At 60.6% G+C, this 13,516-nt stretch carries 13 protein-coding genes; 10 read left to right on the forward strand and 3 right to left on the reverse strand.

Annotation, left to right across the window (positions count from 1 at the left end; translation table 11 throughout):
• Nucleotides 1-95: 95 nt before the first annotated feature.
• Nucleotides 96-803, reverse strand: coding sequence for a uracil-DNA glycosylase (ung, locus tag HJB89_RS23475; RefSeq protein ID WP_221150586.1), 708 nt, complete (start codon nt 801-803; stop codon nt 96-98).
• A gap of 236 nt (nt 804-1,039) precedes the next feature.
• Between ung and HJB89_RS23480 the strand changes: the two genes are divergently transcribed.
• From HJB89_RS23480 to HJB89_RS23490, 3 genes are all read left to right on the forward strand, one after another.
• The gene (locus HJB89_RS23480; RefSeq protein WP_207581468.1) at nt 1,040-2,464 is read left to right on the forward strand and encodes a phosphomannomutase; all 1,425 of its coding nucleotides are present in this window, start codon (nt 1,040-1,042) and stop codon (nt 2,462-2,464) included.
• A gap of 37 nt (nt 2,465-2,501) precedes the next feature.
• A complete protein-coding gene (locus HJB89_RS23485) occupies nt 2,502-3,929 on the forward strand; it encodes a mannose-1-phosphate guanylyltransferase/mannose-6-phosphate isomerase (protein WP_207581469.1) in 1,428 nt (475 codons plus the stop codon).
• A gap of 133 nt (nt 3,930-4,062) precedes the next feature.
• On the forward strand, nt 4,063-4,368 hold the full coding sequence (locus HJB89_RS23490) for a hypothetical protein (RefSeq protein WP_164014133.1): 306 nt from the start codon (nt 4,063-4,065) through the stop codon (nt 4,366-4,368).
• Nucleotides 4,369-4,383: 15 nt separating this feature from the next.
• On the opposite strand, the gene HJB89_RS23495 is transcribed toward HJB89_RS23490, so the two are convergent.
• The gene (locus HJB89_RS23495; RefSeq protein WP_221140815.1) at nt 4,384-5,340 is read right to left on the reverse strand and encodes an endonuclease/exonuclease/phosphatase family protein; all 957 of its coding nucleotides are present in this window, start codon (nt 5,338-5,340) and stop codon (nt 4,384-4,386) included.
• 280 nt (nt 5,341-5,620) lie between these two features.
• On the opposite strand from HJB89_RS23495, the gene HJB89_RS23500 reads away from it, so the two are divergent.
• On the forward strand, nt 5,621-6,637 hold the full coding sequence (locus tag HJB89_RS23500; protein WP_221140817.1) for an NAD-dependent epimerase/dehydratase family protein: 1,017 nt from the start codon (nt 5,621-5,623) through the stop codon (nt 6,635-6,637).
• Nucleotides 6,638-6,673: 36 nt separating this feature from the next.
• Here HJB89_RS23500 and HJB89_RS23505 read toward each other — a convergent pair whose 3' ends face one another.
• Entirely contained in the window at nt 6,674-6,988 is a 315-nt protein-coding gene (locus HJB89_RS23505; protein WP_207581472.1) for a hypothetical protein, read from the reverse strand.
• 228 nt (nt 6,989-7,216) lie between these two features.
• Between HJB89_RS23505 and HJB89_RS23510 the strand changes: the two genes are divergently transcribed.
• From HJB89_RS23510 to HJB89_RS23535, 6 genes are all read left to right on the forward strand, one after another.
• Nucleotides 7,217-7,453 (forward strand): hypothetical protein, encoded by a 237-nt coding sequence (locus tag HJB89_RS23510; RefSeq protein WP_207581473.1) that lies wholly within the window; start codon nt 7,217-7,219, stop codon nt 7,451-7,453.
• 348 nt (nt 7,454-7,801) lie between these two features.
• Complete coding sequence (locus HJB89_RS23515) at nt 7,802-8,506, forward strand: CerR family C-terminal domain-containing protein (RefSeq protein ID WP_207581474.1); 705 nt, start codon at nt 7,802-7,804, stop codon at nt 8,504-8,506.
• Nucleotides 8,503-9,510, forward strand: coding sequence for a secretion protein HlyD (hlyD, locus tag HJB89_RS23520; RefSeq protein ID WP_221117526.1), 1,008 nt, complete (start codon nt 8,503-8,505; stop codon nt 9,508-9,510). Before HJB89_RS23515 ends, hlyD begins: the two co-directional genes overlap by 4 nt.
• On the forward strand, nt 9,507-11,249 hold the full coding sequence (locus HJB89_RS23525; protein ID WP_221150587.1) for an ATP-binding cassette domain-containing protein: 1,743 nt from the start codon (nt 9,507-9,509) through the stop codon (nt 11,247-11,249). Before hlyD ends, HJB89_RS23525 begins: the two co-directional genes overlap by 4 nt.
• Entirely contained in the window at nt 11,246-12,388 is a 1,143-nt protein-coding gene (locus HJB89_RS23530; RefSeq protein WP_221150588.1) for an ABC transporter permease, read from the forward strand. Before HJB89_RS23525 ends, HJB89_RS23530 begins: the two co-directional genes overlap by 4 nt.
• On the forward strand, nt 12,388-13,497 hold the full coding sequence (locus tag HJB89_RS23535) for an ABC transporter permease (RefSeq protein ID WP_221150589.1): 1,110 nt from the start codon (nt 12,388-12,390) through the stop codon (nt 13,495-13,497). The genes HJB89_RS23530 and HJB89_RS23535 overlap by 1 nt, the downstream gene beginning before the upstream one ends.
• Nucleotides 13,498-13,516 lie beyond the last annotated feature (19 nt).

The following is a 13,516-nucleotide window of genomic DNA, read 5'->3' on the forward strand; positions in this document are numbered from 1 at the left end:
TCGATGAGGCTAAGATGCGCGCTCAGGCTCCCTGCGAACAGACCCGTAGAGCAAAACGCATTGTCTTCTTTTAGTGAACGAAGACTACCGCGCGTTCACAGTTCGGTGTCGTGGGGATCGACCGGCAATTGCCAGTCGATCGGCTCGCGTCCCCGCGATTGCAGGAAGCCATTCGCCTTCGAAAAATGCCCGCAGCCGAAAAACCCGCTATGAGCCGAAAGCGGCGAGGGATGCGGCGCCCTGAGCACGAGATGCCGCGTCGTATCCACGAAGGCGGCCTTGCGCTGGGCATAGGAGCCCCAGAGCATGAAGACGACGGATTCGCATTCGTCGTTGATCTTGCGGATGACGGCGTCGGTGAAGCGCTCCCACCCCTTGCCCTGATGGGCCGCCGCCTGCCCTTCCTCGACGGTCAACACGCTGTTCAGCAGCAGCACGCCCTGTCTTGCCCAATGTTCGAGGAAGCCGTGACGCGCCGGCGCTATGCCGAGATCCGTCTTCATCTCCTTGTAGATATTGACGAGGGAAGGCGGGATGCGCACGCCCGGCCGCACGCTGAAGCACAGCCCGTGGGCTTGCCCCTGCCCATGATAGGGGTCTTGGCCGAGAATGACGACCTTGACGTTGGAGATCGGCGTCAGGTCGAGGGCGCGGAAATATTCGCTGCCGCGGGGGAAAATCCGTTTACCGACCTGCTTTTGCGTCACAAGAAAGGATTTGAGTTGCTGCATATAGGGGCTCGAGAACTCCGCCGCCAAGGCGGCCTTCCAGCTCGATTCGAGACTGACTGACGTATCGCTCATCCAGCAAACCCTTCGCATACGACGAAACAACGGACACACGGTTCTAACAAAATCGATCTACGCTGCAATGCCTGTCCGCTCGGCAATGGGTCTACGCCTTTGGGATAGGCGAGAGAAGATTGCGAGAGGCTGTGCGAGGCACGGTCGTCCGTGTTTAACTATATGACGTCTTCGGTATTTACGCCGGCAGGTGGCCTGAGTAGAACCTTGATCATAAACCGGGGACATGTCTTCAAATGAAATTCGGCACGAGCGGCCTTCGCGGACTTTCAGTGGATCTCAAGGGACGCGCCTCTGCGCTTTATGCGACGGCGTTCGGCAAATATCTGCTGCAGACCGGCAAGGCGCAGGTCGGCGATGCCATTCTGATCGGCCGCGATTTTCGCGATTCGAGCCCCGATATTTCGGGAAATTGTGCCGGCGCACTCGCCGCTCTCGGCTTCCGGGTATTCGACTGCGGCAATGTACCGACACCCGCCCTTGCCCTCTATGGTCTCAAGAGCAATGCTGCATGTCTGATGGTCACCGGTTCGCATATTCCGGCGGACCGCAACGGCATTAAGTTCTATCGCCCGGACGGCGAGATCGACAAGTCGGACGAGGCTGATATCACCGCATTGGCGGCCGAGATCGAACGAACAGGCGAGGCCGTTGCAGAGGCACCGGCCATAAACGAAGATCATGAGGCGATCTGCCGGCAGCTCTTTTTCCAACGCAATGCCGCGCTGCTGCCGCAAGGCGCGCTATCCGGTCTGAAGATCGGCGTCTACCAGCACAGCACCGTCGCCCGCGACCTTCTGGTTGACGTTCTCGCCCATTACGGCGCCGAGATCACCGCTCTCGGGCGTTCGGAGAGTTTCATTCCCGTCGACACCGAAGCCGTTTCCGAGGAGACGGTCACACTGATGAAGCACTGGGTGTCCGAGCATAAATGCGATGCGATCGTCTCGACCGATGGCGACGGTGACCGCCCGCTGGTCACCGACGAAACCGGCACGCCGTTGCGCGGCGACCTTCTCGGCCTTGTCGCAGCCAATTTTCTTGGCGCCAGCACGGTGGTGACACCGGTAACCTCCAATTCCGGTATTGAGGCGGCGGGTTCTTTCGCCGTCAGGCGCACCCGCGTCGGCTCGCCCTTCGTCATCGCAGGCATGGAAGAGGCCGTGGCGGCCGGCGGGGATCATGTCATGGGCTTTGAAGCCAATGGCGGGCTGCTGACTGCAACCCCTTTCGATATCAACGGCCAAAATGTGCGCGCCTTGCCGACGCGCGACTGTTTTATCCCGATGCTCGCGATCCTGTCGCTCGCCGCCGTTCGCCGGCAGCCGCTCTCGGCCATTGCCGCCTCCTATCACCTGCCCTTTGCCGCCGCCGATCGCCTGGAGAATTTTCCGGTGCAGACGAGCGCGGCGCTGATGGAGCATCTGCGCGCCTCCAATGAAAACCTTGCTGCCTTCCTGCAGCCGGTCGGCGAGGTGGCGACGAAATCCGACATCGACGGACTTCGCGTGACGCTGAAAGACGGCAGGATCATGCATTTCCGCCCCTCCGGCAATGCGCCGGAAATGCGCTGCTACGTCGAAGCCGGGAGCGAAACTGCAGCCCTGGATCTGCTGAAGACAGGGCTCACCCAAATAACGAACTGGGCAGACGCCCGCTAAACATGCCACGAACAAGATTTTTTCAAGGAACCCGCCTATGACGCAGAAAATCGTTCCCGTGATCATGGCCGGCGGCAAAGGCACGCGGCTCTGGCCGCTTTCCCGTGCCACCGCCCCGAAACAGTTCATCCAGTTCGTCGGCAACAAGACGCTGTTTCAGGAGACGCTCGAACGCGTTTCCAACCCGGAGCTCTATGAGGCTCCGATCGTCGTCACCAACGAGGAATTTCGCTTTCTGGTCGCCGAGCAGGCCCGTGCGCTGGCCGTCCCGCTCGCCGCGGTGCTGCTTGAACCAGTCGCCCGCAACACCGCCGCAGCGGTGGCCGCCGCCGCAACACTTGCCGCTGAGCTTTTCGGCAAGGGCACCATCATCCAGATGCTCGCCTCGGATCACGAAATCCTCGCCGACAACAGCTATTTCGATTGCATCCGCATCGCCCGCGATGCCGCAGCCGACGGCAAGCTCGTAACCTTCGGCATCAGCCCTACCGAGCCGGCGACCGGTTACGGCTATATCGAAATCGGCGATGCGCTCGAAAACGGCGCCCACAAGGTCAGCCGTTTTGTGGAAAAACCGACACTGGAAAAGGCCGAGCAGATGCTCGCCGACGGCGGCTTCTACTGGAACTCCGGCATCTTCATGTTCCCGGTTGCGGAACTTATTGCCGAACTGCAGGAATATGCCCCCGATGTGCTGAAGGCGGCAAGCAAGGCCGTTTCCAAGGCAAGCCGCGACCTCGACTTTACCCGTCTTGAGGCCGACCATTTTGCCAAGAGCCCCGATATCTCCATCGACTACGCGATCATGGAAAAAACCTCCAAGGCCGTGGTCGTCCCCTCGCCGTTCAAATGGTCGGACATGGGAAGCTGGGATGCTGTCTGGAAATCCGGCGTCCGCGACGACAACGGCAATGTCGCCGCCGCAAACACCACCGTCGTCAATACCCGCAACTCACTGGTCATGACCCATGGCGTGCATCTTGCCGTCCAGGGCATGGAGGATGTCGCCGTCATTGCCAGCGAGGACGCCGTCTATGTCGGACCACTCAAAGACAGCCAGAATGTCGGGCAATTGGTCAAGATGCTGGCCTCCTCTTCCGCGACGGCGAAATTCACCGAAACCCACCCGACCTCCTACCGGCCGTGGGGCGGCTACACCTCTATCTTCAATGGCGATCGCTTTCAGGTGAAGCGCATCTTTGTCACGCCGGGCAAGAAACTTTCGCTGCAAAAACACCATCATCGCTCCGAACACTGGGTCGTCGTCAAGGGAACCGCCGAGGTGACGGTCGGAGAGACCGTGCGGATGCTGCGCGAGAACGAGAGCGTCTATATTCCGCTTGGCGAAGTCCATCGCCTCGCCAACCCCGGCAAGATCCTTCTCGAACTGATCGAGGTGCAGACGGGCTCCTATCTCGGCGAGGACGACATTATCCGCATCGTCGACGAGTTCGGAAGAACGTAGCGTCGCAGCCAAACCGGTGGCGGCGTCCAAACAATTGGCCGCTTTTCCGGCACGACCGCCATCGCTGTTGAATTCGCTATCGGAATTCTCGTAGAATGGGCATACCGAAGACATGACTGGAGATATCTCCCTGATGCGCATCTTGCCCGCCCTCGCCGGATTTCTTTCAATCATGGTACCGGGAATGGCGTTTGCCGAAACCGCAAAGATGCGAACCGCAAGCGAGGCTGAAATTCGCGAACACCTGCCGGGCACGTCGGAACTGAAAGAAAGCAGCAACGGTTACGAATATCGCAAGGGCAACGCCAATGGCTATAAAATAACAAATGGCCAAGTCTGCGTCCGGTTTCCCAACAAGTCGACCGACTGCGTCAGCGTGAAGACCGACGGCGAGAAATTTCAGATGATCGACAAGAAAGGCGGCAGAACGAAATTTTGACTTTGCCCGGCAGGCTTATCTTGCCGGTGAGGTTTCGCCGCTTTTGTCGAGGACGAATTCGGCGATCAGGCCTGAATGGTTCGAGCCAAGACTGTCATCAAGACGTTTCAGCGATGTCAGATGAAGCGGCGCGCGCGCAAATATGTGATCGATGGCGATCCCGAGCAAGCCGGCGCCGACCGGCCATGTTGCCGGTTCCGGCACGATTGTTTTCAGCTTCTGGTCGCGCAGGAAACCCTGGATGCTCGGGGCGATCACCGAGGAGTTGAAATCACCCGACAGCACCAGAGGACCGTCGATCAATCCAAGCGTTTTGGCGAGATCTTCCAATTCAGCCATCTGGAAATCGTCGAAATAGGGTTTGGTGAGGTGCGCCGAAACCAGATTGATGGTTTCGCCGCCGAAGTCGACGCTCGATATAACCAGCCTGTTTTTCCGGAGACTGCCCATGCTTGCGACCTGTCGGCTGACGAACGGGCGTTTGGACAGCACCAGCGTATCGCACGTATCCTTCCCGCTTTCGCAACCGATGTGATAGGGATAGGCCTTGAACAATTGCTGCAGATGGAACGTCAGCGGCTTGGCTTCGAGCAAATTGACGACATCGGCATTCGAAGCGATCACCATATCGGTGATTGCAGTCGAGTTTTTCCAGTTGTCGATCGCGATATTGAACGACATCAGCCGAAAAAGTGGCGGCCTGTCCGTGCCTCCGTCGTCCTCAGAAAACTCGCGCAGCGTGATGACGCCGTGAAAGATGAGAAGAAGCGAGGCAAACAGAAGGACGAAGCCGTAGATCTGTCTCCTGACAGCCAGAATGATAAGGCTGGCGGCAACAAAGAGGACGCCGAAATGAACCTGAAAGCTGTAGAGGAAGGACAGCAGCCAGAAGTTCGTGACAAAGCGTAGAGACACGATCGCGATCGCAACGGTCAGAAACGCACAGAGAATCCAATAAATTATCTCTCTCATCGATCCTGACCTGCTTGCAGCCGACCGGCCGGCCATAACACGCAGGCCAACATGTTGCAATGCAGCATAACAGCCGATGGCCGCGGCTGACCTCAGATGATATCGACGACCTCTCCGTCATTCGGCGGGGCAGCCGGCGAATACGCCGACGACCGCAGCGAGGGCGGCCGCCGCCTTCTCTTTCAAAGAACTATCGACTCGGCCTCTTCTTATCCTGTAAGGGGTCACGTGATAGGGAATCGGCTTTTTGCCGTCGGCAGTGAGCCGAGAGAAGGTGGGAATGCGCTACTTCATTACCGGGACCGCCGGCTTTATCGGTTTTCATCTGGCCAGGCGTCTGCTGCAGGAAGGGCATGAAGTCACAGGCTTCGACGGCCTTACTCCCTATTACAATGTCAAGCTCAAGGAGATGCGTCATGCGGCACTCTCCCAATTTCCGACCTTCACACCCGTCATATCAATGCTCGAGGATCGGCCAGCTCTGGAAGCGGCTGTTCTGGCGGCCAAGCCCGACATCCTGATCCACCTCGCCGCACAGGCCGGCGTGCGCTATAGCCTTGAGAATCCTGAGGCCTATCTTCGTTCGAACGTCGAAGGCTCGTGGAACATCATGGAAATCGCGCGGCGCGTCGAAATTCGTCACCTGATGCTGGCCTCGACATCATCGATCTATGGCGCCAATGCGACCGTCCCCTTTCATGAGACCGATCGCGCCGACGAACCGCTGACCATTTATGCCGCGACGAAGAAATCGATGGAGTTGATGGCGCATAGTTATGCGCATCTGCACAAGATTCCGACCACGGCCTTTCGCTTCTTCACCGTTTATGGCCCGTGGGGTCGGCCCGACATGGCGCTGTTCAAATTCACCAAGAACATGCTCGAAGACCAGCCGATCGAGATCTATGGCGAAGGCAACATGAGCCGTGATTTCACCTATATCGACGATCTCATTGAAGCGATCGCCAGGCTGTCGGCAATCGCCCCTGGCGAGGAAAACCGTCTCGACAACGTGGCTGTCGAAACGCTTTCGCGCCAGGCGCCCTTTCGGGTCGTCAATATTGGCGGCGGCCAGCCGGTCAGCCTGATGGATTTCGTCGAAACGGTCGAGAAAGCGCTCGGCCGTCCTGCCATCCGCAAGATGCTGGCGATGCAGAAGGGTGACGTGCCGCGCACCTTCGCAGCCCCCGATCTGCTCGTCGCGCTGACAGGTTACAAGCCGGATACGACGTTGGAAGTCGGCGTCAAGGCCTTCGTCGAGTGGTATCTCGACGTCCGCGGCGAACTCGACGCCTAACCTATTTGCCGGACTGTTTCCGGTCGGTCCAGAATGTCAGCGGAGAAACGTCACCGCGTGCACGGCATTGACCGCCTTCGAGAACACATAGTCGACGACCACGGTCAGGCTCTGCGAATAGGCCTTGAGCTGGTAGTTCTCACCCTCGACTTCAGCCGGGCTGCGCAGGACGAAAGGAACCGCCGGGCGCACGAAACCGGCCCGTGTCGTCAAAGGAATTTCGGGCGAATGGCCGATGGCGGAGGTGTACATCAGGTCGCGGGCAAGGCTGGCGGGACCGATGGCGAGCGCCGGCCCGGCAGCGCCGGTGATGGTCAGAGTCAAAGCCATGGCGGCGAGAATTTTGTGCATGTCGAAGTCCCCGTTTGCGGATCGGCGGGCTTCGCTTCGCCCGTCTCCAAACGATCGACGCGTCTGTCCACGCTTCGGTCGCTTTCATGAGACCACTCTACACATCAGTATTTGCAGGGCTTTTAAGCAGGTCAGTCAAATTTTACGAAATTTGATTTTCTTTGGAAGGCCTCAGCACTCACCAGGAAAATAGGTTCGCCGACCCGCAGGGCTGGGAAAGCGACGTCGGTGCAATATACCAATGATTTGAACGCTGATCGCAATCTAAAGAACGCGATCCAGCCTCTTGTTGATATGCAGGTTCGGCATCAACCCCGCACTTTGCGCAGCATGATAGGATTCACGCGCCGCATCGAACGAGATCGACCACATGATGGCGCTCAAGAGGAGCGCAATAATATAAATTTGGATACGCATCTCATCGGCGATACTGAAAGAGCAAGGCAGATTTGTGTCAGAAAATGATCGTAGAAATAGTAAAAAACGCCGGCCTTTTTTGTCCCGCAATGAGTGGCGCCAGACACATTAGTGTCGCGAAAATTAGCGATAGCGCATCGCTACCTGTTAGCAGCCAACCCCCAGGCTTGGTTTCTCTTTCCCACCCTGAGAACCCTGAGAGGTCCGTTCGCCACGGGCCTCTTTGCCTTTTCCTGCCGATGTTTCCCGCGGGTAACTGAATCACCTGATGCGCAGAGCTGACATCAATCTCGGCTAAACGCCTGTTCATGCCAGCGATAGATCTCGGGTCGAATTCCTTCTTCAGAAATATATCAATCGATTGACTTATTATCCGTTTGGAGTTATAAAACCATCATGAACCAGGAACGCGACGCCCGAACCCCGCCAGCATCCGCCCGCGCCGAGATCGCGCGTCAGAAGATGCTTTCCGCCGCCCTCGACGTCTTTGGCCGCTACGGCTTCGACGGCGCCTCGACACGTCAGCTGACCGAGGCCGCCGGCGTCAACCTGCAGGCGATCCCCTATTATTTCGGCAGCAAGGAAGGTCTTTACATCGCCACGGCCGAGTATCTGATGGCCCGCATCGATACGCATGTCGGTGACATGAGGGCGCGCATCGGCACATATCTCATGACGCTCGATGCCGCTGGCGAACCGCTCGGAGAAACCGAGGCTCGTCGCTTCCTGACAGACATTCTCCAGACCATGGTGACGCTTTTCGTCGGCAAGGAATCCGAATCCTGGGCGCGCTTCCTGATCCGCGAGCAGATGGAGCCGACCGAAGCCTTCGCAAGGGTTTATCAGGGCATCATGCGGCCGATGATCGAGATGGGCCGGCGGCTGATCGGCGTCATCCTGCGTGAAGATCCCGCCTCGGAACATGTGCGCCTGCGCACCTTCACCCTTCTCGGCAGCATCCTCGTCTTTCGCGTCACCCATGCCGCCGTGCTTGCCCAGATGGAATGGGACGCCGTCGGCCCGGAACAGGTGGAAATCTTGCGCGGCCTCGCCGCTGAACTGGTCGATGTGCTCGGCCCGTCCAAGGCAGGTGCAGCATGAAACGCATCCTCGCCCTCCTTCTCCTCGTTGCGGCGGGTGCCGCCGCCTGGTGGTACGGCCTGCCCGAAAAGCTCGGCTGGCTGCCCGAGGCCCACCGCGAATTTGTCCTTTACGGCAATGTCGATATCCGCCAGGTCTCGCTCGGCTTCCGTGTCAGCGGCCGCCTTTCTGAACTTCACGTCGACGAGGGCGATGTCGTCAAGAGCGGAACGGTTCTGGCCGAACTCGATGCCGCACCCTATGAATTCGCTGTCCGCTCCGGCGAAGCCAACGCCGCAGCTCTTCGGGCAACGCTCGACAAGCTGAAGGCCGGCCCGCGCCCGACAGAGATCGCCCAGGCGCGCGCCGCCTATGATGAAAGCCTGGCGGATCTCGAAAATGCCAACCTCGCCTATGACCGCGCCCGCCAGCTTCGCCCGCAGGGCACGATTTCCGAGGCGAGCCTTGACCAGGCGACCGCCGCAAGGGCCATGGCCGCCGCCCGCTCCGATTCCGCCAGCGAGGCGCTGAAGCTGCTGCAGGAAGGCTCGCGCGTCGAGGATATCGCCGCCGCCGACGCGCAGGTGAAGGCTGCCGAGGCGAGCCTTGCCTCGGCCCGCACCTCGCTTGCAGATACCGAGCTTCGCGCCCCGAACGACGGCGTCATCCTCTCACGTGTGCGGGAAAATGGTGCGATCGTCTCGCCGGCGGATACCGTCTTCGTATTGTCCCTGACCGAGCCCGTCTGGGTGCGCAGCTATGTCGCCGAACCCGATCTCGGCCGCCTCCACCCCGGCATGAAGGTTTCCGTCGCCTCCGATACGGCGCCCGACAAACCCTATGAAGGCACGATCGGCTTTATCTCGCCGGTCGCCGAATTCACCCCGAAATCGGTGGAGACGCCGGAACTCAGGACCGATCTCGTCTATCGCCTGAGGATCGTCATCGACCAGCCCGGCCCGGATCTGCGCCAGGGCATGCCGGTCACCGTGCGGCTTCCGCCGCCTGCGGCGGGTGGACAATGACCGCCGAACCCGGCCGGGACGACAAGCCGCTCGTCCGGATCGACGGCGTCACTAAGCGCTTCGGCGATGCGCCCCCTGCTCTCGACGCCGTCTCCGGCGCGATCGGCGGCGGTGCGATCACCGGCCTCGTCGGTCCCGACGGCGCCGGCAAGACGACACTGATCCGGCTGATGACCGGCCTGATGCTGCCCGATACCGGAACGGTGGAAGTTCTCGGCTTCGACACGAGCAAGAATGCCGCCGGCATCCAGGCGGCCATCGGCTACATGCCCCAGCGTTTCGGCCTCTATGAGGACCTGTCGGTGCAGGAAAACCTCGATCTCTATGCCGATCTGCGCGGCCTGCCGAAGAGCGAACGCGCCGGTGCCTTCGACGAGCTGCTGACCTTCACCGATCTCAAGCGCTTCACCGGCAGGCTTGCCGGCAAACTCTCCGGCGGCATGAAGCAGAAGCTCGGCCTTGCCTGCGCACTTCTCAAAAAACCGCGCCTGCTGTTGCTCGACGAGCCGGGCGTCGGCGTCGACCCGATCTCGCGTCGCGACCTCTGGAAGATGGTCGAGAACCTGACCAAGGAAGGCATCGGCGTGCTCTGGTCGACCGCCTATCTGGATGAGGCTGAGGCCTGCGACCACGTGCTGCTGTTGAACCAGGGAAAGCTGCTGTTTTCGGGAAAACCGGCTGAGATGACCGGCCGCGTCAGCGATCGGGTCTTCCGCGTCTCGGGCATATCGGGGCGCCGCCGGCAAGTGCTTGCCGGGCTTCTGCAGGCAGATGGCGTCATCGACGGCGTGATCCAGGGCGAGGCGATCCGCCTCGTCGCCGCCAAGGATAAGAAACCGGATATCGGATCGGCCGGCGATGGCGCAACGCTCGCCCCTGCCCCGCCCCGCTTCGAGGATGCCTTCGTCGACATGCTTGGCGGCGGTCCCGGCGGCCGCTCCAGGTTGGCGGAAGCGCAGGAGCCGCTGAAGGCTGAAGGCGACCGGCCGGTGATCGAGGCCAGGGGCCTGACCAAGCGTTTCGGCGATTTCACCGCTGCCGACGATATCAGCTTCGATATCCGCCGCGGTGAGATCTTCGGCCTGCTCGGCCCGAACGGCGCCGGCAAGTCCACCACCTTCAAGATGCTCTGCGGCCTGTTGAAGCCGAGCGGCGGCGAAGGCCGGGTCGCCGGTTTCGATCTTCGCCGCGATGCTGCCGAAGCCCGTAACCAGCTTGGTTACATGGCGCAGAAATTCTCGCTCTACGGTGATCTCACCGTCATCCAGAACCTCGAATTCTTCGCGGGCGTCTATGGCCTTCGCGGCCAGCACAAGCGCGAGCGCATCGAACTGATGGTCAGCATCTTCGATTTCGGCCGCCACGCCCGCGAGCCCGCCAAGGACCTGCCGCTCGGGCTGAAGCAGCGCCTGGCGCTTGCCTGCGCCGTCATGCACGAGCCGCGCGCCCTTTTCCTCGACGAGCCGACCTCCGGCGTCGATCCGATCACCCGGCGCGAATTCTGGACGCATATCAACGCGCTTGTGGAAAAAGGCGTCACCGTGCTCGTCACTACTCACTTCATGGACGAGGCGGAATATTGCGACCGCATCTCGCTGATCTATCGCGGCCGCTCGATCGCACTCGGCTCGCCCGATGAGTTGAAGGCCCGCGTCGCAACCAAAGATCTGCCCGACCCGACGATGGAGGACGCCTTCATCGCCTTGGTGCAGCAATCGGAAGCGGAGGATGCCGCATGAGCGCCTCCCCCCGCGAACCCGAACTTGGCCGGCTGCGGCGTCTTTCAGCCCTGGTGCGCAAGGAAAGCTACCAGGCGATCCGCGATCCGAGCAGCATTCTCATTGCCTTCGTGCTGCCGCTGATCCTGCTCTTTCTCTTCGGCTACGGCGTTTCGCTCGATACCACCCGCACCCGCATCGGCCTCGTGACCGAGGAGATGACGCCGCTGACACAGGATCTGTCGGCAAGTTTCCAGGCCTCGCGTTATTTCGAAGTCGCCGTCGGCCGCCACCGGCGCCTGTTCGAGGAAGATCTCGTGCTCGGCAAGGTGCGTGGCATCGTCGTCATCCCAGCCGATTTCACCACGGACTATATCGCCGGCAACCGTCCGGATATTCAGGTGATCGTCGATGGCTCTGATCCGAACACGGCCAATTTCGTGCAGAATTATGCCCAGGGCGCCGTCGCCAATTGGGAACGGCAGAGGCAGGCGGATGTCGCCACTTCCAATCCGGCCATCTCGGTCGAACAGCGCTTCTGGTTCAATCCGGAACTGACCAGCCGCAATTTCCTCGTGCCCGGTTCGATCGCCATCGTCATGACCCTGGTCGGCACGCTTCTGACCTCGCTCGTCGTCGCCCGCGAATGGGAGCGAGGCACCATGGAGGCGATGATGGCGACGCCGGTAACGGCGGTTGAATTGCTCATCGGCAAAATCCTGCCCTATTTCGTGCTCGGCCTCACCTCGATGACGCTCTGCGTGCTGTTTGCGGTCTTTCTCTTCGGCGTGCCGTTCCGCGGATCGGTCGCAGCGCTTTACGCCCTGTCGGCCGCTTTCCTGATCCCGGCGCTTGGCCAGGGTCTGTTGATCTCGACGGCAACGAAGAACCAGTTCCTCGCCTCGCAGCTGGCGCTGATCTCCGCCTTCCTCCCGGCCTTCCTGCTGTCGGGCTTCCTGTTCGAGATCAATTCCATGCCTGCCGTCATTCAGTGGATCACCTTCATCGTGCCGGCGCGCTACCTGATCCCCAGCCTGCAGACGGTGTTCCTAGCCGGCGACATCTGGCCAATGTTCCTGCAGGCGATCGGCGTGATGCTGACGATCGGCGCCGTCATGTTCGTGCTTGCGGCGCGCAACACCCGAAAGAGGATCGGCTGATGTGGACAAGGCTCTACGCCCTCATCGTCAAGGAACTGCTTGCCGTCCTGCGCGACCCCAAGGGCCGCGCCATCCTGATCGGCCCGCCGATCGTCCAGCTTCTCGTCTTTTCCTATGCCGCGACGCTCGAAGTGCGCAATGTGGACGTCATGATCCTCAACCGCGACAGCGGCCATTGGGGCCAGGAACTGATCGAACGCATCGATGGCTCGCCAACCTTCCGCCGGATCGAGATGGCGGGAAGCCAGGCGGATATCAGGGTGGCGATCGACAACCAGACGGCCATCGCGGCGATCGAGATCGGCCCGGATTTTTCGCGCAATATCGAGGCGGGAACACCGGCCGACCTGCAGATGGTGCTCGACGGCCGCCGCTCCAACGCCTCGCAGATCGTCGCCGGCTATCTCCAGCAGATCGGCGCGACACTTTCCGCCGAGACGCCAGCCGGCAGACGCGCCGGCACAGGTATCGTCTCGACAGTGCCCCGCAATTGGTTCAACCCGAACCTCACCTACCAATGGTTCATGGTGCCGAACCTGATCGCCAGCGTCGCGCTCCTGATCGGCCTGATCGTCACGGCTTTGTCGATCGCCCGCGAGCGCGAGCTCGGCACCTTCGATCAGTTGATGGTCTCGCCGCTGCGCATGCACGAAATCCTGATCGGCAAGCTGATCCCGCCGATGATGATCGGCCTCTTCCACATCACCGTCTATATACTGGCCGCAGTCTTTCTTTTCGACGTGCCGCTGCGCGGCTCGCTCTTCCTGCTTTACGGCAGCGCGATCTTCTACCTCGGTTCGGTCGCCGGTCTCGGCCTCTTCATCTCGGCGCTGTCGATGACCCAGCAGCAGGCGATCCTTGGCGCCTTCCTGTTCATGGTCCCGGCCATGCTGCTCTCCGGCTTCGCGACGCCGATCGAGAACATGCCGGCATGGCTGCAGCCGGTGACCTTGATCAATCCGCTGCGCTATTTCCTGGTGATCGTCAAAGGTGTTTTCCTGAAGGATATTCCGCTGAGCGAGGTGGTGAACCAGACGATCCCGCTGGCGCTGATCGCCGCCGTTACGCTCAGCGCCGCCGCATGGCTCTTCCGCCGGCGGCTGGAATAATGCATCGCGACAAACGCTT

Source organism: Rhizobium sp. NZLR8, from assembly GCF_019685025.1.
GTDB lineage: Bacteria > Pseudomonadota > Alphaproteobacteria > Rhizobiales > Rhizobiaceae > Rhizobium.

What these genes read in the sequence shown, in the direction of transcription:
- ung (WP_221150586.1), bottom strand. Translation starts at nt 803, where the DNA reads ATGAGCGATACGTCAGTCAGTCTCGAATCGAGCTGGAAGGCCGCCTTG.
- HJB89_RS23480 (WP_207581468.1), top strand. Translation starts at nt 1,040, where the DNA reads ATGAAATTCGGCACGAGCGGCCTTCGCGGACTTTCAGTGGATCTCAAG.
- HJB89_RS23485 (WP_207581469.1), top strand. Translation starts at nt 2,502, where the DNA reads ATGACGCAGAAAATCGTTCCCGTGATCATGGCCGGCGGCAAAGGCACG.
- HJB89_RS23490 (WP_164014133.1), top strand. Translation starts at nt 4,063, where the DNA reads ATGCGCATCTTGCCCGCCCTCGCCGGATTTCTTTCAATCATGGTACCG.
- HJB89_RS23495 (WP_221140815.1), bottom strand. Translation starts at nt 5,340, where the DNA reads ATGAGAGAGATAATTTATTGGATTCTCTGTGCGTTTCTGACCGTTGCG.
- HJB89_RS23500 (WP_221140817.1), top strand. Translation starts at nt 5,621, where the DNA reads ATGCGCTACTTCATTACCGGGACCGCCGGCTTTATCGGTTTTCATCTG.
- HJB89_RS23505 (WP_207581472.1), bottom strand. Translation starts at nt 6,988, where the DNA reads ATGCACAAAATTCTCGCCGCCATGGCTTTGACTCTGACCATCACCGGC.
- HJB89_RS23515 (WP_207581474.1), top strand. Translation starts at nt 7,802, where the DNA reads ATGAACCAGGAACGCGACGCCCGAACCCCGCCAGCATCCGCCCGCGCC.
- hlyD (WP_221117526.1), top strand. Translation starts at nt 8,503, where the DNA reads ATGAAACGCATCCTCGCCCTCCTTCTCCTCGTTGCGGCGGGTGCCGCC.
- HJB89_RS23525 (WP_221150587.1), top strand. Translation starts at nt 9,507, where the DNA reads ATGACCGCCGAACCCGGCCGGGACGACAAGCCGCTCGTCCGGATCGAC.
- HJB89_RS23530 (WP_221150588.1), top strand. Translation starts at nt 11,246, where the DNA reads ATGAGCGCCTCCCCCCGCGAACCCGAACTTGGCCGGCTGCGGCGTCTT.
- HJB89_RS23535 (WP_221150589.1), top strand. Translation starts at nt 12,388, where the DNA reads ATGTGGACAAGGCTCTACGCCCTCATCGTCAAGGAACTGCTTGCCGTC.